This window comes from Streptomyces achromogenes subsp. achromogenes, from assembly GCF_000720835.1.
In the GTDB taxonomy this organism is placed as follows: domain Bacteria; phylum Actinomycetota; class Actinomycetes; order Streptomycetales; family Streptomycetaceae; genus Streptomyces; species Streptomyces achromogenes.
This window is the reverse complement of the sequence record NZ_JODT01000010.1, coordinates 263,931-284,573: the sequence shown is the minus strand read 5'-3', so window position 1 is coordinate 284,573 and position 20,643 is coordinate 263,931. Positions and strand designations below refer to the sequence as shown.

At 74.4% G+C, this 20,643-nt stretch carries 15 protein-coding genes and 1 pseudogene; 8 read left to right on the top strand and 8 right to left on the bottom strand.

Annotated elements, in window-relative coordinates; all coding sequences use genetic code 11:
* The coding region (locus IH25_RS0112760; RefSeq protein WP_030607737.1) for a hypothetical protein at positions 1-812 on the bottom strand (812 nt) is incomplete at its 3' end.
* Positions 813-1,012: 200 nt separating this feature from the next.
* On the bottom strand, positions 1,013-1,471 hold the full coding sequence (locus IH25_RS0112755) for a flavodoxin family protein (RefSeq protein WP_030607734.1): 459 nt from the start codon (positions 1,469-1,471) through the stop codon (positions 1,013-1,015).
* 140 nt (positions 1,472-1,611) lie between these two features.
* Here IH25_RS0112755 and IH25_RS0112750 point away from each other — a divergent pair, with 140 nt between their 5' ends.
* Both IH25_RS0112750 and IH25_RS0112745 read left to right on the top strand, forming a co-directional pair.
* Positions 1,612-2,268, top strand: a complete 657-nt coding sequence (locus IH25_RS0112750; RefSeq protein ID WP_037654807.1) for a class I SAM-dependent methyltransferase — start codon at positions 1,612-1,614, stop codon at positions 2,266-2,268.
* A gap of 70 nt (positions 2,269-2,338) precedes the next feature.
* On the top strand, positions 2,339-3,073 hold the full coding sequence (locus tag IH25_RS0112745; protein ID WP_030607727.1) for a lipoprotein: 735 nt from the start codon (positions 2,339-2,341) through the stop codon (positions 3,071-3,073).
* A 28-nt stretch (positions 3,074-3,101) separates the two neighbouring features.
* Here IH25_RS0112745 and IH25_RS0112740 read toward each other — a convergent pair whose 3' ends face one another.
* Together IH25_RS0112740 and IH25_RS0112735 are read right to left on the bottom strand one after the other, a co-directional pair.
* Complete coding sequence (locus tag IH25_RS0112740) at positions 3,102-3,734, bottom strand: GNAT family N-acetyltransferase (RefSeq protein WP_030607723.1); 633 nt, start codon at positions 3,732-3,734, stop codon at positions 3,102-3,104.
* Positions 3,735-3,862: 128 nt separating this feature from the next.
* A pseudogene (locus tag IH25_RS0112735) lies at positions 3,863-4,792 on the bottom strand (DUF1996 domain-containing protein); the annotation flags it as partial.
* 454 nt (positions 4,793-5,246) lie between these two features.
* Between IH25_RS0112735 and IH25_RS0112730 the strand changes: the two are divergent.
* Entirely contained in the window at positions 5,247-6,611 is a 1,365-nt protein-coding gene (locus IH25_RS0112730; protein WP_030607717.1) for an FAD-dependent oxidoreductase, read from the top strand.
* A gap of 360 nt (positions 6,612-6,971) precedes the next feature.
* Here the strand turns inward: IH25_RS0112730 and IH25_RS0112725 are convergent, their stop codons facing one another.
* Positions 6,972-8,162 (bottom strand): cytochrome P450, encoded by a 1,191-nt coding sequence (locus tag IH25_RS0112725; RefSeq protein WP_030607714.1) that lies wholly within the window; start codon positions 8,160-8,162, stop codon positions 6,972-6,974.
* A 629-nt stretch (positions 8,163-8,791) separates the two neighbouring features.
* On the opposite strand from IH25_RS0112725, the gene IH25_RS0112720 reads away from it, so the two are divergent.
* The 4 genes from IH25_RS0112720 to IH25_RS0112705 all read left to right on the top strand — a co-directional run bounded on the left by IH25_RS0112720 (position 8,792) and on the right by IH25_RS0112705 (position 16,067).
* On the top strand, positions 8,792-9,994 hold the full coding sequence (locus IH25_RS0112720; RefSeq protein WP_051753901.1) for a hypothetical protein: 1,203 nt from the start codon (positions 8,792-8,794) through the stop codon (positions 9,992-9,994).
* Between the two features lie 31 nt (positions 9,995-10,025).
* Positions 10,026-10,301, top strand: a complete 276-nt coding sequence (locus tag IH25_RS0112715) for a DUF1232 domain-containing protein (RefSeq protein ID WP_030607709.1) — start codon at positions 10,026-10,028, stop codon at positions 10,299-10,301.
* 129 nt (positions 10,302-10,430) lie between these two features.
* Positions 10,431-12,971, top strand: coding sequence for a SpoIIE family protein phosphatase (locus IH25_RS0112710; RefSeq protein ID WP_030607706.1), 2,541 nt, complete (start codon positions 10,431-10,433; stop codon positions 12,969-12,971).
* A gap of 357 nt (positions 12,972-13,328) precedes the next feature.
* Complete coding sequence (locus IH25_RS0112705; protein ID WP_245172771.1) at positions 13,329-16,067, top strand: SpoIIE family protein phosphatase/ATP-binding protein; 2,739 nt, start codon at positions 13,329-13,331, stop codon at positions 16,065-16,067.
* Positions 16,068-16,119: 52 nt separating this feature from the next.
* Here IH25_RS0112705 and IH25_RS0112700 read toward each other — a convergent pair whose 3' ends face one another.
* The 3 genes from IH25_RS0112700 to IH25_RS0112690 all read right to left on the bottom strand — a co-directional run bounded on the left by IH25_RS0112700 (position 16,120) and on the right by IH25_RS0112690 (position 19,960).
* Positions 16,120-16,356 (bottom strand): hypothetical protein, encoded by a 237-nt coding sequence (locus tag IH25_RS0112700; protein WP_030607700.1) that lies wholly within the window; start codon positions 16,354-16,356, stop codon positions 16,120-16,122.
* 101 nt (positions 16,357-16,457) lie between these two features.
* Positions 16,458-17,963, bottom strand: a complete 1,506-nt coding sequence (locus tag IH25_RS0112695) for an FG-GAP repeat protein (protein ID WP_030607697.1) — start codon at positions 17,961-17,963, stop codon at positions 16,458-16,460.
* 155 nt (positions 17,964-18,118) lie between these two features.
* Complete coding sequence (locus IH25_RS0112690) at positions 18,119-19,960, bottom strand: glycoside hydrolase family 15 protein (protein WP_030607694.1); 1,842 nt, start codon at positions 19,958-19,960, stop codon at positions 18,119-18,121.
* Between the two features lie 288 nt (positions 19,961-20,248).
* Between IH25_RS0112690 and IH25_RS0112685 the strand changes: the two genes are divergently transcribed.
* Positions 20,249-20,455 (top strand): hypothetical protein, encoded by a 207-nt coding sequence (locus IH25_RS0112685; protein ID WP_030607691.1) that lies wholly within the window; start codon positions 20,249-20,251, stop codon positions 20,453-20,455.
* Positions 20,456-20,643 lie beyond the last annotated feature (188 nt).

Here is a 20,643-nt window from a genome sequence, read left to right as displayed (position 1 = left end):
AGGGGTGGCGGGGGCGGGGGCGGGTACAGCGTGAACCCGCCGGTTGCCCAGGCCTTGAGCTTCGGGGGCCACTCCGGGCAGCCGTCGGGCCGGAGCGTGGTGAGCCGGTCGGTGCCCTTGACGTGCCCCTCGCTGAGGTACTCCCCCGGGAACCGCTCGACGGTCGCCACGCACCGTGCCGTGACGCCCGGTTCGAGGCTCGGGACGGTGTCGTCGCCCGTCGCGCACACGATGGCGGGAGGCTGGAGGACCGGGTCGGTGAACCGCAGGTCGTACACCGTGCGGTTGCCGGTGTTGGTCACGTCGTAGAAGACGGTGGCCCGGCCGAGGAGGAGGACGCCGTCGGGGACTTCGCCGCCGGTCGTCACGGTCTCGGTCAGCGACAGTCGCCCGCCGACGCCCGCGTACCCGGAACGGGCGGACGCCCGGGACTCGTAGCCGAGGGAGGGGACCCGGCCGACGGCCGTGACGTCCGCGATCCAGGTGCCCTCGCGCGCGGTGGACCGCGCGGTGCAGGTCGCCGAGTCGAGGCCGCGGAGCATGCGGATGCGGTCGCCGCCGCCGGGGCAGCGGATGACGGCGTCGGGCAGGCCCGGGTCGCTCACCCGGACGTCGTAGAGGTCCGCCCCGGTCCGGTTGATCAGGCGGTACGTCTTCACCAACGGGTGTCCGACGCGGATGCCGGGCCGGGTCGGCTCCGTGCCGGGCCTGGTGTTGACGGTGACCTCCAGGGCGAGCCCGTGGGTGCCCGCGCCGTCGGCGACGGCGCGGTCCACCGCTCCGGCCGACACGGCCATGAGCAGGGGCAGCACCGCGGGAAGCCGTGTCCCGACGGCTCGTCCGCACCCGACCAGCGCTCCGATAAACACATAAATATGACTAACAGAGCAATTCTGAGCGGGTTTGGGCCCACGCCGGTCACCGCACGTAATCGCATCAGGATCACTCCGGTGGCCGCGCGGAGGGGACCGGTGTCCCCGGACCACCGTCCGGCGCGGGCCGGGGCCGCCGCTCAGTCGCCGGGCATCAGTCCCGCCGCGACCGTGGCACCCAGTTCCCAGCACGCCTCGGTGCCGGCCTTGCCCGGCTCGCCGGTGACGGTCACCGGGTCGGCGGCCCGGCGCCAGCCGAGGCCGGTCGTGACGGTCTCGATGGCGCGCACGGCACCGGTGACGTCGTTGCCGCCGTGGACGTAGTAACCGAAGGGGCGGCCCCTGGTCCCGTCCAGGCAGGGGTAGTACACCTGGTCGAAGAAATGCTTGAGCGCACCGGACATGTAGCCGAGGTTGGCGGGCGTGCCGAGCAGGTACCCGTCGGCTTCCAGCACGTCGGAGGCGGTGGCCGCGAGGGCCGCGCGGCGTACGACGCGGACGCCCTCGATCTCCGGCGTGGTGGCTCCCGACACGGCGGCTTCGAACAGCGCCTGGCAGTTCGGTGACGGGGTGTGGTGGACGATCAGCAGGGTAGGCACACCCGGCACCCTGCCGTGCGTCCGCCGCCGACGCAAACGGCGTCCACCGCCGGCACGAACGGCGTCCGCAACGGGCGCGAACGGCGGGTGGCGCCGGGCGGCGCGAGGGACGTGCCGCCGGGGTGGCGAGAGGAGCCGTCATGACCGAGGAGGGCCGCCGGCCGCCGGCCGCCGTGGTGTTCGACGCGCTGGGGCTGGACTACGAGCGGGCGTTCGCCGGTTCCGCGGCGCACCGGGCGTCCCTGGACTGGTTGCTGGAGCGGCTGGCGCCGGGCAGCAGGGTGCTGGACGTGGGCAGCGGCACGGGTCGGCCGACCGCGCACACGCTGGCCGGGGCGGGGCACCGGGTGCTGGGCCTCGACGTCTCGCCGGTCATGGTGGACCTGGCCGCCCGGCAGGTGCCCGGGGCGGAGTTCCGGCTTGCCGACATCCGTGAGACGCCGCTCGCGGAAGGCTCCTTCGACGCGGTGTGCGCGTATTTCCCGCTGCTCCAGATGTCACGCGCCGAACAGGCGGCCGTCGTGGCGAAGCTGGCGCGGGCGGTACGGCCCGGCGGCCTCGTCGCGCTGGCCACCGTCCCCCTCGACGTGGAGGACGCCGAGGGGGTGTTCATGGGACAGCCGGTACGGCTGACCAGTTTCGGCGCGGAGGCGTTCACCGGCCTGGTGACCGGCGCCGGCCTGACGGTGCTGGCCGAGGAGTGCTCCCGGTTCGTCCCGGACCTGCCCGAGGCCGCGCCCGAACCGCACCTGTTCCTGCACGCCCGGCGCCCGGACCGGCCGGCCGCGGGCCGGTGAGCCGCGTTCCGCCCGGCGTTGTCAGTGCTCTCGGCTAGAGTTGCGGCTCCTAATCGAACGGGAGACGACAGTGCAGGTCAGGGTGGGGACAGTCGGCGGCCGTGTGGCCGTCGCGGCGGTGGTCGCGATGCTGCTCGGCGGCTGCGCGGGGACGGCGGACGACGACGGGAAGCCGTCGGCGGGCAAGTCGGCGGACGCCAAGGGGGCGGCGACCGGGGACACCGGGGCGGCTACCGGGGACGCGGGGAAGAAGGCCACGACGGCGGCCCGCGGCGCCACCCTCGGTCCGGCCGGTTCGGCCTGTGAACTGCCCGTCAGCTTCGACACGGCGAAGGACTGGAAGCCCAAGGCCGTCGACGCCGAGAAGGAGCTGGCCCAGCTCTCCAAGGGCGAGGACGCCGACCTGGCCGGGGAACTGGCCGCGGCCATGCTCCGGCAGGGGCCGGTCACCGCGGCCTGCGAGATAGACGCCAAGCCGTCCGGCACCATCGGCTTCCTGCGGGTATGGAAGGGCAAGCCCGGCGACGCCGACGCGGGCGGTGTGCTGCGCGCCTTCGTCGCCGCCGAGGAGGGCGCCGGCAAGGCGGAGTACCACTCCTTCAAGACCGGCGGCGGCGTCCCGGCCGTGGAGGTGGAGTACGTGTCGACCAACAAGGCCCTGGAGGAGACCAAGAAGGAGAGCGCCTTCGCGGTCGGCACGCCCGACGGCCCGGTCGTCCTGCACCTCGGCGGCATGGACACCCAGGAGCACGAGGAGATGCTGCCCGCGTTCGAGCTCGCCAAGCAGACGCTCAAGCTCTCCTGAGGGCCGCCGCCACGAGGCCCGGTCCCGCTCAGTCCCTGGCCGTGGCCCGGCCCAGGTAGGTGAGGGGCCCGGCGTCCGGTACGGGGATCGGGTGGAAGCCGACCCGGTCGTAGAACGCGCGGGCGGCGGTGTTGGCGGTGACCATGCCCAGGTGGACCGCCTGGACGCCCTGTCCGCGCAGGGCGTCCAGGAAGGTGTGCAGCAGCCGGCGGCCGTGTCCTCGCCCCTGCCAACGCGGCAGCAGGTCGATGTGCAGATGGGCGGGGTAGGCGGCGAGTTCGGGCAGCAGCATCCGCTCCGGGTGGTGCAGCAGCCGGATCATCTCCTCGGTGGGCGTGCGCGGCGGCCCGGCGGGCTCGGGGTAGCGGCCGGCGAGCCGGGGTATCCAGACGCGCCGGAAGTCCGCGACGAAGCGCTCGGTGTCCGCGGTGCCGAGGATGTATCCCACGGCCCGGCCCGTGCTGTCGTCCAGTACGAAGGCGAGGTCCGGGTCGAAGTGGCAGTACGGCTCGGCGAACAGGGACGGCATGAGGTCCGGGTCGGGGTAGAGCGCCCGGGAGTCGCCGCCGAGGTGCGCGGTGCGGACGCAGACGTCGGCGACGGCGTCCCGGTCGGCGGGGCGGTAGGGCCGGATCACGGGGGCCGGGTCGGGGAAGGACATGGCCCCATACTGATCCTTTGGGAGCGCTCCCACAAGCTCTTCCACAAGGGTCCGGCCCGGGTTGGACCGCCGGCGCGGGCCGACCCGGCGCGCGTCACCGCGGCCGGTCACGCGGACGTCGGCGTCGTACCGGACCTGCCCGAAGTCCCGCAGGTCCGGCCGGAGTTGACGCAGTCGACCATCTCCCGCATCAGGTCGTCGTCGAAGACGTTGATGAAGTCGCCGTGGTCGGTGACGGGTTTGTGCAGTTGTTCGGGGAAGGAGTCGACCGCGAACAGCGGGACGGTCCGGCCGCCGTCCGCGACGCTCGGCGCCCGGACGCCGTAGACGACGCGCTGCACCAGCCGCGGCACGGGCCGGAAGCCCGGCGGGCAGGAACCGTCCTCGGCCGTGAAGGCCATGTGGGTGCGGTGGTTGGCGCTGTCGATGTCGCGGCCGTCCCAGCAGCCCGGGAACCGGAAGGTGCGCACCACGTCGCTGCCCGGCGGGCACAGCGGGTACTTGTCCGTCAGCTGCCGGTCCTCGTAGCCGGTGCAGCTCCAGGAGGCGTTGGCGTCGCCGGGGCCGTGCACGAAAGCCTTGGCGTCGCCGGTGACGATGCGCAGCAGGCGCGGCATGGCGGTGACCTTGCCCCGCGGGTTGCCCTGGAAGGTCAGGGTCACCTTCTTGGGCGTGAGGATCCGCCCGGTGTTGCCCTCCGCACCGCCGCCCGGGACTCCCGCGTCGCGCTCCCGTCCGTCGCGTACGCGCAGCACGGGCCAGTAGTACGACGACTTGTCGCGCCGGTCCGCGCAGCTCGTGCCGGCGTCCGCCAGGTCCTCGTCGCTCGCGAAGGCGTCGACGGCCTGGTTGCCGATGTAGTCGTGGACGTGGTGGGCGCCGTTGGCGACGCCGGGGGCGACGATGAGGTTGTCGGAGTTGAACAGGCGGTTCGCGTTGACTCCGCAGTCGGAGGTGAAGGTGCCGCGCGAGGCGCCGGCCTCCGGGGGCGGGGCGGGTTCCCGCGGCGGTACGGCGGTGATGTCCGCGTAGTCGGAGGCCACGGGTCCGTTGCCGGCCGGGGGGACACGGCCGGCGTGGGTCGCGGCTTGCGGTGAACGCAGGTGCGCGGCGACGAGCCCGGCTCCGGCCAGCAGCAGGACGGCCGCCGCGAGGGCCGCGCGGTTCTGGGCGCGGGCCGGGCGTCGTGCACGGGTCGGGCTGCGGCGCCTGTTGCGTACCAAGGTCGTCCTCTGTGCGATCACCGGTCGGGCGGGGAGTTCACCAAGCCCCCACCCTCACACGGTGCACGCACGTTGGCCAGGCCGTCGCGTGGCCGCCATGGGACGCGGCGATCAGGCGGAGGCCGGCCCGGCCGGTCGACCGCGGGCACGGGTCGCACATAAGTCGACCCTGGACAAGTCATAAGGACGGCTTATGAGGTCATAGAGCAGACCCCCGTACCAGGTAAGGTCTGCCTTAGTTTAGGCTTCCTGATCAAGTCGCCCATTCACGTTCGAAGGGAACCTGATCATGCCGCGCCCCCTGCGGGTAGCCATCGTCGGAGCCGGCCCCGCCGGGATCTACGCCGCCGACGCCCTGCTCAAATCCGAGGTGGCCGCCGACCCCGGTGTGTCCATCGACCTCTTCGAGCGGATGCCCGCCCCGTTCGGCCTGATCCGGTACGGCGTCGCGCCCGACCACCCGCGCATCAAGGGCATCATCACCGCCCTGCACCAGGTGCTCGACAAGCCGCAGATCCGCCTCTTCGGCAACGTCGACTACCCGACGGACCTCAACCTGGACGACCTCCGCGCCTTCTACGACGCGGTGATCTTCTCCACCGGCGCGATGGCCGACCGCGCGCTGTCCATACCCGGCATCGACCTGGACGGCTCCTATGGCGCCGCCGACTTCGTGTCCTGGTACGACGGCCACCCGGACGTGCCGCGCACCTGGCCGCTGGAAGCCGAGAAGGTCGCCGTGCTCGGTGTCGGCAACGTGGCCCTGGACGTGGCCCGCATCCTGGCCAAGACCGCGGACGAGCTGCTGCCGACCGAGATCCCGCCGAACGTCTACGACGGCCTGAAGGCCAACAAGGCCGTGGAGATCCACGTCTTCGGCCGCCGTGGCCCGGCCCAGGCGAAGTTCAGCCCGATGGAGCTGCGCGAGCTGGACCACTCCCCCAACATCGAGGTCATCGTCGACCCCGAGGACATCGACTACGACGAGGGCTCCATCGAGACCCGGCGCGGCAACAAGCAGGCCGACATGGTCGCCAAGACGCTGGAGAACTGGGCGATCCGGGACGTCGGCGACCGTCCGCACAAGCTGTACCTGCACTTCTTCGAGTCCCCGGCGGAGATCCTCGGCGAGGACGGCAAGGTCGTCGGCCTGCGCACCGAGCGCACCGCCCTGGACGGCACCGGCAACGTCAAGGGCACCGGCGTCTTCAAGGACTGGGACGTCACGGCGGTCTACCGCGCGGTCGGCTACCTCTCCGAGAAGCTGCCCAAGCTGCCCTGGGACGAGGAGTCCGGGACCGTGCCGGACGAGGGCGGCCGGGTCGTCGAGGACGGCGGCACCCACCTGCAGTCCACGTACGTCACCGGCTGGATCCGGCGCGGCCCGGTCGGTCTCATCGGCCACACCAAGGGCGACGCCAACGAGACCGTGGCCAACCTGCTGGACGACTTCGCCAACGGCCGGCTGCACACCCCGTCCGCGCCCGAGCCGGAGGCCGTGGACGCCTTCCTCGCCGAGCGGAACGTCCGCTTCACCACCTGGGACGGCTGGTACAAGCTGGACGCCGCCGAGCGCGCCCTGGGCGAGCCGCAGGGCCGTGAGCGGGTGAAGATCGTCGAGCGCGAGGACATGCTGCGGGAGAGCGGGGCGTAAGGTCCCGGCCGCACGAAGAGGCGGCGGGGCCGGCGCGGGGCGCGCCCGACATCCGATACCGGACAGCCCACGCGACGGCTCCGCCGTGTCCGGACCGCACCGCACCTTGCGGTCGTCCAACGGCTCCCGGCCCGGGCGGGCGGGCGGGTGAGCCGACGGGCCCGGGAGGCGTCCGGGCTACCGGGACCCCAGTAGGACCCGACTGCTCGGTATGTGGGCGGGGAAGCCCGGGACGCACCGCTCACCGGCGTGGCCCGATCAGCCGGTGCCCGGCACGTACTGAGATCGCCGTCGCGGGGCAGGAGTCCGCGGCGTCCAGCGCGCGTTCGTCCTCGGCCCCGGTCGTCCAGGGCACCGTCCTCACCACCCGACCGGCATCTCGCGCGGACCACGGACCAGCATCTGGTCCTTCCACCGCACGTCGTCCGCGAGACGCAGACCGGGGAAGCGTTCGAGCAGGGCTCCCAGAGCCTCCTGAAGCTCCAGCCTGGCCAGCGGTGCGCCGAGGCAGTGGTGCACCCCGTGTCCGAACCCCAGATGCTGGACGCCGGTCCGGGTGACGTCGAGCCGGCCGGGGTCCGCGAACTTCAGCGCGTCGCGGTTGGCGGCCCCGATCGCGACCAGGACGGGCTCACCGGCACGCACGAGGGTACCGCCGACCTCCACGTCCTCGGTGGCGTACCTGGGGAAGTTCGCGCCGCTGCTCAGGGGCACGAAGCGCATGAGTTCCTCGACCGCGCCGTGCAGCAGCTCGGGGCTCTTGCGGAGTATCTCCATCTGCTCGGGGTGGTCGAGCAGCGTGTGCACGAAGTTGGCGATCTGTGTGGCCGTCGACTCGTGACCGGCGAGGAGGATGGCGTCGCACAGATCGACCAGTTCCCCCTCGCTCAGCCGGTCACCGGTGTCACGCGCCTCGATCAGGCCCGTCATCAGGTCGGGCCGCGGGTTGCGCCGGTGGTCCGCCACCAGTCCGGTCATGTAGGCCCGCAGTTCCCGCCTGTTGCGTTCGAACTCCGCAGCCGTCAGGGAGCTGGTGGAGAGCGCCGCGTCGCTCCAGGCCCGAAACCTGGGGTGGTCCTCCTCCGGTACTCCCAGCATGCGGCAGATGACGGCGACCGGGATCGGCAGCGCGTAGTGTTCCACGAGGTCGGCGGGCTGCCCCATGGCCTCCATCCCGTCGAGCAGCCGGTGCGCCAGATCCCGGACCGCCGGACGCAGTTTCTCCACTTGGTGCACGGTGAACGCCTTCGCCACCAGCCTGCGCAGCCGCGTGTGCCCGGGCGGGTCCATGCTGAGGATGCCGCTGTCCTGGCTGCCCTCCGAATGACGTGGTGCGTCGTGCCGTAGCGCCTCCGCCCTGCTGAAGCGGCGGTCGCCCAGAACCAGGCGCGCGTCGGCATACCGGGTGGCCAGCCAGGCGGGCTCCCCGTACGCCAGACGCACGCGTATCAGGCCCGGTTCCTCCAGCGCCGCCTGGTACGCGTCCGCCAGGCTCAGTCCTTCGGGCTCGTTGAACGGATAGGGGACGGGCTGTTCGGCCGTGATCGTCATGGCGTGACCTCCCGGTCGCTCGGTGGATGTCACTCGATGGTCACGGCCGCTCACCGGCGTCGACAACAGCGTTTTGTCAGCCACCGGACGGCCCCCCGTGGCAGCGCCACCGCGATGGGGGTCGCTGCCGCCGGACGCCTGCGCCACAGCGTTACACGCCCTTGCGGACCACCACCGTCCAGCCCGCGCCCCGCGCCGACCACGTCGCCCTGGCCGAGAATCGGCTTCCCAGGCGGCAGGGCGCGCGGCCGGTTACGGTCCCGCTTCGCCGCCGTGCGCGTCCGCCCGGCCGGCAGGGCCCTCGAGCGTCCCGTCCGGGCCGCCGCCTCGGCCGCACGGGCCGGCACCACCACGTCACCCTCGTGACCGCCGCCCACGCGTTCCTCACCGAACAGCGTCTGCCCCCAGCGGAGTCGCACTAGCGCCGTGCGAGGTCGCGGCCCGTATGGGCGTACCGGTGCTCCGTACGGCGGTGCGGGCGTACGCCGTCCCGCATCCGGGCGTGCGGTCGCGTGCCGGTGCGCCGGGGGTGCTCCCGGGCGACGCGCGGGGTTCGGCCCCCGCGCCCGCGTCGCGCCGCCGAGCGGTGATACTGGGAGGCGCACCCGCCCCCATCAGCAGATTGGCTCATGTCGAACTCCGCCGCCGACCACGCCACCGTCCCGCAGACCCTCTGGGCCGTGCGGGGCCGCCACACCGGTCCCGCCCCCGAGGACGTCGTCCGCCGCACCCTGCGCCGGCACAAGGAGAGCGGGGACATCGACGACTTCGCCGAACCGCCCGCGACCGGGGATACCGGCCGGCGGGTCTTCGAGGCCCGCTGGCGGGCCGGCGGCGCGGTGACCGTGCGGGCCCGGCTGACCCTCCTGCCGCCGCAGGGCCGGCCGCAGGGGCGGGAGTGGCGGCTGGTCGCGGAGGCGGAGCGGCCGTGGGACGACGCCTGGCCCTCGCCCGCGACCCTGTTCTGGCCCGACGGCGGCTCCGGCGACGACGACGGCTCCTGGGACCACCACCCCTCCGTCCCCGGTCTGCGCTTCCGGCACGTCAACCCGCTGCCCGAGGACGACAGGGAGATGCGTCGCCGGCTGCGGGACGCGGCCCGGGAGGCGTGGTGCGTCCACGTCGTCGTGCACGAGGCGATGACACCGGACGAGCGGGGCCGGCTGCCGCTGACGGCACTGCTCCCGCCCGGTCTGCGGCACCGCGTGATCGAGCACCGGGCCACGCCGCAGCAGTTCCGCGGGGTCAACTGGGCGCTGAAGGACCTGGGCGTCGAGGTGCCGCGCGGCGGCGCGGTACTGCTGCCGCCGGACCCGGCGCCGAAGGACTACGACGGCCGGGAACACAGCGTGCGCAACGTCTTCCTGGACGGCTCGGAGCCGGCCGGACTCGTCGCCGCGCTACGGCACTTCGTCGCCCTGCCGCGCCCCCTGTCCCAGGACGCCGCCGACGCGCTGACGGACCTGCGCGAGAACTGGACCCTGATGACCCTCGAGGAGCAGCTGGAGCGCGAGCGGCGGCTGGTCGCGATGTACGCCGACGCGCTGGATGCCATGACGAAGTCCCGGGACCTGTACAAGCAGGCCGCCGAGCAGGCGCTGGAGGCCCTGGCCGCCTACCGGGACGTGCCCCCGCCCGCCCTGCCGCAGCAGCGGTCCGGTGCCCGCGCGCCGGGTCCGCTGCACCAGCTGACGCGGACGTTCGAACGGCTGAAACTGCCCGTGTGGGGACGCCCGCAGCCGGAACCCGCGCAGGACGCCCCGTCCGGCGCGGCCGACGACACCGCCGCACCGGCCGACCCGCCGGCGCCGGAGGACGGGAAGCCTTCCTGACCCTCCGGGACAGCCCTTACAAGGAGCCCCGATGGACACGACCACCACCCTGCTGCTGATCGCGGCCTGCGTGGCGGCGGTGCTGCTCGCCGCCGCCGTGGCCCTGCTGGTGCGGCTGGTGCGGGCCCGGCGCACGCTGCGGCGGGCGGGGCTGCCGACGGGCCCGCGGTGGGTGTTCTGGGGCGCGGTCGCCTATCTGCTGCTGCCCACCGACCTGCTGCCCGACCCGGTGTACCTGGACGACATCGGCGTCCTGCTCCTCGCCCTGCGCAGCCTGCCGCTGCCGCGCCGGACACCCGAGCTCTGACGCCCGAGCTCCGACGGCCGCCGCCGACGGCACCGCAGGGCGTACGGGCCGTCCGGGTGCGTTCCCCGCCCCCCGTGGCGCATTCTTGCTGTGTCATCCAGCGCGGGCACACGGGACGAGGTGGTGCCGATGGCTGGGAGCGGCGAGCGGGCGGCGCGTACGCGGGACCGGCTGGCCGCGCTGCTGGCCGATGCCTCGGCGGCCGTCCTCGGCACGGCCGGCGGCCGGGCGGCGGGCGTGTACCTGCGGTCGGGCACCCCGGACGTGCTGCGCCTGGCGGTGCTGGCGGGACTGCCCGGTCCGCTGTTCCGCGCCTGGTGGCGGCTGCACGCCGACCGTCCCTTCCCGGTCGCCGACGCCTACCGGCTGGGCGGCCCGGTGGTCCTGTCGAACGCCACGGAGACCATGCGCCGGTACCCGCAGTTCGCCGCCGGTCTGCCCTTCCCCCTCGGGTCGGCGCATGTGCCGGTGCCGGGCGGGACGCGGCCGCTCGGGGTGCTGACGGTGCTGTGCCCGGCATCGCCGGACACCGGGGACGAACTCTTCGACCGGGGGCTGCTGGTGCGGCTGGCCGAGGGCCTGGGCGCCGAGCTGCTCGGCCTGGCCGGCGGGGACGAGGACGCGGTCCGCTGGGACGAGGCACCGGTGTGCGTACGGCCGCCCCCGGGCCGTACCGCGCGGCCCGCCGTGGGGCGCTTCAGCTGGGATCCGGCGACCTCCCTGGTGCGCGCGGACGACCGGCTGCACGCCCTGCTCGGCCGGGACCCCGGCGCGCTCGCGGGGACGGCCGACGCGCTCGCCGACGCCCTGGCGCCGGCCGAGGCGCACCGGATCCTGGCCGCGCTGCGCGACACCGCGGCCGGGAGACCGCCGGCCGCGCCGCTGAGCCTGCGGGCGCGGGACGGCACACCACGGCTGCTGGACCTGTGGGCGGCGGACGCCCCGGCCGTCACCGGGGTGGTGGTCGACGCCGGTCCGGCCGCGTTCGCCGAGGAAGCGGCCGACCCGCTGCCGCAGGGCGTGCTCTGCCTGGACCGGCTGGGGCTGATCGTGTACGCCAACCCGGCGGCGGCCCGGCTCGTGGGCCGGTCCCGGGAGTGGCTGCTCGGGCGGGCGCTGTGGGACGCGCTGCCGTGGCTGACCGGACCGCCGTACGACGACCATCTGCGCGCCGCCCTGCTGGCCCCGGAGCCCGTGTGCTTCCACGCGCGGCGGCCGGCCGGCGACCAGGACGGACCCGGCGCGGGTGACTGGCTGGCCGTATCGGTGCACCCCGGTACGGACCTGCTGACCTGCACGCTCGTCCCGGCCAGCCGCATGGACCCGGCGACCGGTCCGGCGCCCGGGGCACACCCGGACCAGGGGGCGGAGCCGGACGACCGCTCGATGGCACCGCTGTACCGGCCGATCGCGCTCGCCATCGCGCTGACCGACGCGGTGACCGCCCGGCAGGTGTCGGCGGTGGTCGTGCGGGAGCTGCTGCCCGCGTTCGGCGGCCGGCGGCTGGCCATCTACCTGCTCCAGGAGCGGCGGCTCCACCTGGCCTGGGAGACCGGGTTCCCGCGAGGGTTCCTCGACCCGTTCGAGGGCGTCGGCCTGGACACGCGGATCCCCGGGGTGGAGACCCTGACCACCGGCCGGCCGCTGTTCTTCGAGTCCATGGCGCAACTCGGGGCGGCCTATCCGGGGCTCGCCCTCGACGCGGAGGTGGGGGCGCGCGCCTTCCTGCCGCTGATCGCCTCGGGGCGGCCGGTGGGTTCCTGCATCCTCGGCTTCGACCGGCCGCGCGGGTTCAGCGCGCAGGAGCGTACGGTGCTCACCGCGCTCGCCGGGCTGATCGCGCACGCGATGGAGCGGGCCCGCCGCTATGACAGCGAGGCGGCCCTCGCCCGCGGGCTCCAGGAGGCGCTGCTGCCGCGCCGGCTGTCGGCGCACCCCGGGGTGGAGACCGCGGGCCGCTATCTGCCGGGGACGCAGGGCATGGACGTGGGCGGGGACTGGTACGACGTGGTGGAGTCCGGGGACGGGCTCGCGCTGGTCATCGGTGATGTGCAGGGGCACGGGGTGCAGGCGGCGGCCACCATGGGCCAGTTGCGCAGTGCCGTGCGGGCGTTCGCGCTGGGCGACCGGCCGCCGGACGAGGTGCTCAGCGGCACCAATCATCTGCTGATCGACCTGGACCCGGGGCAGTTCGCCAGTTGCTGCTGTCTGCGGCTGGACCCCGCCACCGGCCGGACCCTGATCGCCCGGGCGGGTCATCTGCCGCCCCTGCTGCGCTGTCCGGACGGCCGGACCCGGGTGCTGGACGTTCCCGGTGGTGTCGTCCTCGGGGTGGATCCGCACGCCCGGTACCCGGTGACGGAGCTGGTGCTGGTGCCGGACGCGATCCTGGCCCTGTACACCGACGGTCTGGTGGAGCGGCCCGGCGCGGACATCGACGAGGGCATCGCGGCGCTGCGGCTGGCGCTCGCCAAGGCCGGTGCCGCCGCGGGCCGGCGGGGCGGGACGGGGGCGCGTTCCCTGGCCGCGGTCGCCGACCGGCTCACCGGCACCGCCCGGCTCGCGGCCGACCGCCCGGACGACGTGGCCCTCCTGCTGGCCGCCCGCCACGCGCCGCCCTCGGTCCCGGGCCGCCACGGCCACCGCCCGGCGCCCGCCCACGGGCCGTGAGCGGCTGCCGGGCCGCCGATGGCCCCGGCGGCCCGTGAGCCGGCCGGGCCACCGCCACGAGCCTCCGCCACGGCCCGCGCCCCCGTACATTCCGCTACTCGGCCGAGCCTCCGCCACGGCCCTCCTCCACGGCCTGCGAGCCGGCCGAGCCGCCGCCATGACCCCGCCGGCCCTCCGGTACGGCCCGTGAGCCGGCCGGGCCGCCACCGTGTCCCCGCCCCCGTGCCGTACCGCTTCCGGGGGAGTCCCGTTCGGGTCGTGGCCGCCTTCGGTGCCGGTCGGGTGCCCTCCGGTCGGCCGTCGGCGTCTCGGGTGACGCTCTCGCCTCATGGCGCCGGGCAGTGTAGACATGGGCACATGGTGCGACTGCCCGGCCGGTCCGCTCCCCGGCCGTCCCGAGCGTTCGGGCACCCCCGCGCACCGCACAGCCCGCCGTCCCAGGCACGCGGACCGGGCGGCAGCCGGCCCGGGGTGCTCCGGTCGGCGGTGACCGGGCGCAGCGTGGCCGGCCAGGTGTTCCTCCTGCAAGTGGTGATCGTGCTGCTGCTGGTCGTCTCGGCGGTGGTGGCCCAGGTGCTCCAGGTGCGGCACGACACCGACGTGGAGGCCGGCAACCGCTCCCTGGCCGTGGCGCAGACCTTCGCCAACGCGCCGGGCACGGCCGAGGCCCTGCGCTCCCCCGACCCCACGGCCGTGCTCCAGCCGCGCGCGGAGGCCGCCCGCCTGGCGACCGGCGTGGACTTCGTCGTGGTGATGAACACCCAGGGCATCCGCTACACCCATCCCAAGACCGACCGCATCGGCAAGAAGTTCGTCGGCACGATCGCCCCCGCCCTGGCCGGCCGCACGGTCACCGAGCACATCACCGGCACCATCGGCCCGCTGGTGCAGGTCGTGGTGCCGGTGCGGGACCCGGCGGGCAAGGTGGTGGGGCTGGTGTCCGCCGGGATCACCACCGCGCACGTGGGCGGCACCGCCGACCGGCAGCTGCCGCTGCTGCTCGCGGCGGCCGCCGCCGCGCTGGCGCTGGCCACCGCGGGCACGGCCCTGGTCAGCAGGCGGCTGCTGCGCCAGACGCACGGCCTGGGACCGTACGAGATGACCCGGATGTACGAGCACCACGACGCGGTGCTGCACGCGGTCCGCGAGGGTGTCCTGATCGTCGGCGGCGACGGCCGGCTGCTGCTCGCCAACGACGAGGCCCACCGGCTGCTGGACCTGCCCGCGGACGCCGAGCGGCGGCACGTGCTGGAGCTGGGCCTGGACGACGAGACGGCGGGCCTGCTGGCGTCGGGGCGGGTCGCCACGGACGAGGTGCACCTGGTTAAGGACCGCCTGCTGGCGGTCAACCAGCGGCCCACGGATCTGCGCGGCGGGCCGGCCGGCAGCGTCACCACGCTGCGCGACTCCACCGAGCTGCGGGCCCTGTCGGGCCGGGCGGAGGTGGCCCGGGAGCGGCTGGACATGCTCTACGACGCCGGGGTGGGCATCGGCACCAGCCTGGACGTGACCCGGACCGCCGAGGAGCTGGCCTCTCTGGCGGTGCCCCGGTTCGCGGACTTCGCCACCGTGGACCTGTTCGACGCGGTGCTGAGCGGGGAGGAGCCCCGCCCGGGCACGGCGCTGCGCCGCACGGCGTGCGCGGGGGTGCGCGAGGACTCCCCGCTGTATCCGCCCGGCGAGCGGATCCGGTTCGTGCCCACCTCGCCGCAGGCCCGGGCGCTGACCACCGGGCAGTCGGTCGTGGTGGAGCGGCTGCGCGCGGCGCCCGGCTGGCGGGCGCAGGATCTGGAGCGCACCGACCAGGTGCTGGACTACGGCATCCACTCGCTGATCACCGTGCCGCTGCGGGCGGGCAGCCTGGTGCTGGGCCTGGTGACCTTCTGGCGGGCGGAGAAGCCGCAGCCGTTCGACGCCGAGGAGGTGTCCCTGGCGGAGGAGCTGGTGGCACGGGCGGCGGTGTCCATCGACAACGCCCGCCGGTACACCCGCGAGCACAGCATGGCCATCACCCTCCAGCGCAGTCTGCTGCCGCGCTCCCTGCCCGAGCAGGGCGCCCTGGAGATCGCCTACCGCTACCTTCCGGCCCAGGCGGGGGTCGGCGGCGACTGGTTCGACGTGCTGCCGCTGTCGGGAGCCCGGGTGGCGCTCGTGGTCGGGGACGTGGTGGGGCACGGGCTGCACGCGGCGGCCACGATGGGGCGGCTGCGGACGGCCGTGCACAACTTCTCGGCGCTCGACCTGCCGCCGGACGAGCTGCTCGGTCTGCTGGACGAGCTGGTGGGGCGGCTCGACCAGGACGAGACCGCGGCGGCGGGCGGGGCCGTGGTGACGGGCGCGACCTGTCTGTACGCGATCTACGACCCAGTGTCCCGGCGGTGCACCGTGGCCCGGGCCGGCCATCCGCCGCCCGCGCTGGTACGGCCGGACGGCGCGGTGGAGTTCCCGGACGTGCCCGCGGGTCCCCCGCTGGGCCTGGGCGGACTGCCGTTCGAGACGGCGGAGCTGGAGCTGGCGGAGGACAGCCGGCTGGTGCTGTACACCGACGGTCTGGTGGAGGACCGGGAACGGGACATCGACGAGGGGCTCGCCCTGCTGGGTGACGCCCTGCGGCGGACGCCGGGCGCCTCGCCGGAGGAGACGTGCCGGGCGGTGCTGGACCGGCTGCCGGCCCGGCCGAGCGACGACGTGGCGCTGATCGTGGCCCGTACCCGGGTGCTGGGCGCTGACGGGGTCGCGCAGTGGCAGGTGCCGTCCGATCCGGCGGCGGTGGCCAAGGTGCGCTCCTCGGTGTCCAGCCGGCTGGCCGACTGGGGTCTGGAGGAGCTGGCGTTCACCACGGAGCTGGTCCTGAGCGAGCTGGTCACCAACGCCATCCGCTATGGGCGTGGTCCGATCGGGGTACGGCTGCTGCGGGACCGCACGCTGATCTGCGAGGTCTCCGACCGCAGCACGACCTCACCGCATCTGCGGTACGCGGCGAGCACCGACGAGGGCGGCCGGGGCCTGTTCCTGGTGGCCCAGCTGGCCGAGCGCTGGGGCACCCGCTACACCCCCCACGGCAAGGTCATCTGGGCGGAACAGCCGCTGCCGTGAGTGCGGCTCGCGGCCGTCCCAGGTGTGCGTCCGCTCCGGGCGGGAGGGGCGGTCAGCCGCCGTCGAGGCGGGAGCGGAGCAGCTGCTTGCCCAGTTCCGCGCCCTTGCGGCTGTCGGACTGGGCCTTGCGGAACAGTTCCGCGACTTCCTTGTCCCCGTCCCGCTCGGCGTCCTGGATGTACTGCTCCAGCCTCAGGGCGTTGCTGAGGCACGCCTCGACGTACCAGATGAGGTTGTAGTCCTTGTCGCGGGTGCCGGTGACGTCACCGGTCTCGCTGGTGCTGGTCATCCGGGGTCTCCTCCTTGGTCGGGACTTGCGTCGATTCCGCTGTGGGAGACCCCGGGTACCCGTGCGACCTGCGCACACACCGGCCGATCGGGTGGGTGCCGCTACTCGTCGATCACCGCGCCGAAGCGGGCCGCGTGGGCGGGGGCGCCGAGGCCGGCCGCGCCGTAGGACCAGGAGCCCTCGGCGAGCGGCCCGGTGCCGCTCGCGGGGAGCAGCCAGACGGCGCCGTCGCCGGCGTTCTCGCCGGGTGCGGCGGCCAGCAGTTCGGCGCGGCCGTCGCCGTCGGTGTCCGCGAGGCGGACCTGGGCGCCCCAGGCGTCGTCGGCCTCGGCCGTGCCGGGGACGTGGGCGGTGTTCTGGTCGAAGGAGCGGGCGTGGTCGCCGGTCAGTCCGGTGCGGGAGCCGCGCAGCAGCCAGACCGCGCCCGCGTCGGCGGTGTCGCCCACGTCCTCGCCGGGGGCGCCGACCGCCACGTCCGCGTAGCCGTCGCCGTCCACGTCGGCGGCGGACAGGTCGGCGCCCCACGCGTCGCCCGGTTCGGCGGTGCCGGGGACGCCAGGGGAGTTCTGCGACCACCACTGCGGGGCGGTGCCGGGGCCCTGGGTGCCGGCCGGGCCGTCCGGGCCGCCGTAGTAGACGCCGATCAGGCCGCCGGGCGCGTCGGCGTCGCCGGTGGCCTCGTCGGCGGCACTGAGCTGGCCGAGGACGAGGTCGTCGTAGCCGTCGTGGTCGATGTCGCCGGAGGCGGAGCCGAGGCCGCCGTGCAGGTCCCGCCGGTGGGCGAGGCCCTCGGGGCCGCCCGCGTAGTACGCCGACCAGCCCTTGGTGTAGTCGTCGTCGGGGCTGTAGCCGGAGACGACCAGGTCGGCGAAGCCGTCGCGGTCGTAGTCGCCGGTGGTGACGTGGCCGGGCTGGAGGCGGTGGCCCGTGGAGTGCGGGGCGGCGACCCGGCGCAGGACGCCGGCGTGCCAGGTGAACGCGGTGAGGCCGACGTTCTGGTCGACCGCCACGAGCTGGTCGGAGTCGGTGTCGCCGGTGAACCGGGCGGCGGCCACCGCCAGGCCGAAGCGGGCGCCGGCGGCGGGCCGGGCGGCGGTGACCGAGGCGTTCGGTCCGGCGCCGAGGCCCTGCTTCGAGCCGTACAGGACGGTGACCCGGCCCGCGTCGGCGACGGTGCCCTCGTCCTCGCCGGGCGCGCCGATCACCGCGTCGTCGTAGCCGTCGCCGTCGAGGTCGCCGGTGGCGACGGCCTGGCCGAAGTCGTCCCAGGCCTCGGAGGCGCCGGGCACGCCCGGGGTGGACTGGCTGACGACCTGGACCCGCCCCTTGGGGACGGTGGTGGTGCTGCCGATGCCGTTCGGGGCGCCGTACTGCACGGTGATGTATCCGGCGCCCTCCTTGCCGTCGACGGTGCCCTCGGGGACGCCGGTGAGCAGGTCGGTGTAGCCGTCGCCGTCGAAGTCGCTGTTGCGGTCGGCGGCGGTGGTGCCGCCGGGGACGCCCGCGAACGCGGCCGGGGCGGCGAGGAGGCCCGCCGAGGCCAGCAGCAGGAAGGAGGCCGCGGCTACGGCGGCGGAGCCCGCGGTGCGCCGGGTGTGGTCGGTCATGTCCCTTACCCCCGAAGGTGTGTGATGGTCCGTCGGCCGGCTGGTCGGTGCCGGTCGGGTGGTTGGACCCGGCGGGGGCGGGGGTGGTTGTGGGGCGCGGACCGGCTGTGACACGGCGGTGACGGCCGTTGCCGGTCCGGGACGTGCCGGGCGGATCAGCCGAGGGCGCGGTCCAGGTTGAAGGCGGCGCTGATCAGGGAGAGGTGGGTGAACGCCTGCGGGAAGTTGCCCTGTTGCTCGCCGGTGCGGCCGATCTCCTCGGCGTACAGGCCGAGATGGTTGGCGTAGGTGAGCATCTTCTCGAAGGCCAGCCGCGCCTCGTCGACCCGGCCGGCCCGCACCAGTGCCTCGACGTACCAGAACGAGCAGATGGAGAAGGTGCCTTCGTCGCCGCGCAGGCCGTCGGGGCTGACCTTCGGGTCGTAGCGGTAGACGAGGGAGTCGGAGACGAGGTCCTCGGTGAGGGCGTCCAGGGTGGACAGCCACTTGGGGTCGGTGGGGGCGATGAACTTGGCGAGGGGCATCATCAGCACCGAGGCGTCGAGGACGTCGGCGCCCTCGTACTGGACGAACGCGCCCCGCCGCGCCGACCAGCCGCGGTCCATGATCCGCCGGTAGACGGCGTCCCGGGCCTGGCGCCAGCGGCGGTGGTCGGCGGGCAGCCCGCGGTGGTTGGCCAGCCGGATGGCCCGCTCGATGGCGACCCAGCACATCAGCCGGGAGTACAGGAAGTTCTTGCGTCCGCCGCGGGTCTCCCAGACGCCCTCGTCGGGCTGGTCCCAGTGCTCGCACAGCCAGTCGACCAGGTGGCACAGGTCGTCCCACTGCCCGCTGGAGATGGGCTGCGCCCACTTGTCGTAGAGGTAGACGGAGTCGATCAGCGCGCCGTAGATGTCCAGCTGGAGCTGGTCGGCGGCGGCGTTGCCGACCCGGACCGGCGCGGAGCCGAGGTGCCCTTCCAGATGGGGCAGCTCGCGTTCGGGCAGGTCGGCGCGGCCGTCGATGCCGTACATGATCTGCAGCGGCCCCGAGGCGGCGCCGTCGCCGGGGCTGATGTGCGTGGTCAGGAACTTCATGAAGGCCTCGGCCTCGCCGCTGAAGCCGAGCCTGAGCAGCGCGTAGACGGCGAAGGCGGCGTCGCGGACCCACACATAGCGGTAGTCCCAGTTGCGCTCGCCGCCGAGCTGCTCGGGCAGGCTGGTGGTGGGCGCGGCGACGATGGCCCCGGTGGGGGCGTAGGTGAGCAGCTTCAGGGTGAGGGCCGAGCGGTGCACCATCTCGCGCCAGCGGCCCCGGTAGCGGGACTGGTGCAGCCAGCGGCGCCAGTAGGCGACGGTGGCGTTGAACTCGTGCTCCGCCTCGGCGTGGGCGCAGGTGCGGGGCGGCACCCGGGCGCCGAGCTGGTCGAGGGCGAACACCGCCGTCTCGCCCTCGGTCAGCTTGAACTCGGCCCGGGCGTCCCGGCCGTCGGTCTCCACGGTGACGGTCGAGGTGAGCGCCAGGGACAGGGCCGGGGACTCGAAGAAGACCATGCCGTCCGCGGTGCGCAGGGCGTGCGGGGCGGCGCCGTAGTCGAAGCGCGGCGCGATCAGGGCCCGGAAGGGGACGGTGCCGCGCACGCACACCACGCGCCGGATCAGCCGGTGCCGGCTCACCTCGCGCGACTCGTCGCAGCCGACGGGCATGAAGTCCTGCACCTCGCCGACGCCCTCGTCGGTGAAGAACCGGGTGATCAGCACGTTGGTGTCGGGGAAGTAGAACTGTTTGGTGCGCGCGGGGACGGCGGCGGCCAGCTCGTAGCGTCCGCCGCGCTCGGCGTCGAGGATCGCCGCGAAGACGCTCGGGGAGTCGAAGGAGGGGCAGCAGTACCAGTCGATGGTGCCGTCGGTGCCGACCAGGGCCACGCTGCGCAGGTCGCCGATGAGGCCGTGGTCGGCGATGGGCAGGTAGCGGGGGCGGGGCCTGGGGGCGTCCTCGGCGAACGGCGTCGCGGCCATCGGCGGCCTCCCGGTGAGCGGTGCGGGGTGTGGTGTCCGCTTGCGGATTCCGGCCGGCTGCGGGCGTTCTCTCCGTTCGCGGATGTCTCCCGTTCGCGGGGTGTTTCTCCGCGAACGGGATGTTTTCCAGCTTAGGAGGGACTGGTTCGCCGTGGCGCGGGAACGCGCTCCGCACCCGTTCCCGGCGCCTTCCGGATGCAGGGTGGGCCGGGGCGGGCAATGGTGAGAGGGTGCCCCGTTCGGAGGCACCGGCACGGATGCGGTCATCCGGACCGAGGAGGAGGCATCATGTCGGCATCCACACCCGAAGAGTCCCGCGCGTCGGACGACGTCCACACCCCGGACGCCCTGCTCCACTCCGCGCCCGCCGGGAACGTCAGCCCTGAGGACCTGGTGATGGCGTCGGGCCGGGACGTCACCCCCGAGACCCTCGACTGGGCGCGGCGCAAGATGGAGTCGGAGGGCCCGGCGGCCGTCGAGAGGCTGCTGCCCTAGGGCGGTCCGGGGTCCCGACGCGAGAGGACGGGAGGATCAGGCCGGCGGGCCGGGCGCGAGCGGCGCCCGGCCCGCGCCGTTCGGCGCACCACCGTCGCGCCGTACGCCCGTGCCCGGGGGACCGCCGTTTCCGTTCCACCGTGCCCGGGGGGCCGCCGTTTCCGTTCCGTGAGCCGCCGTTCCGGTGC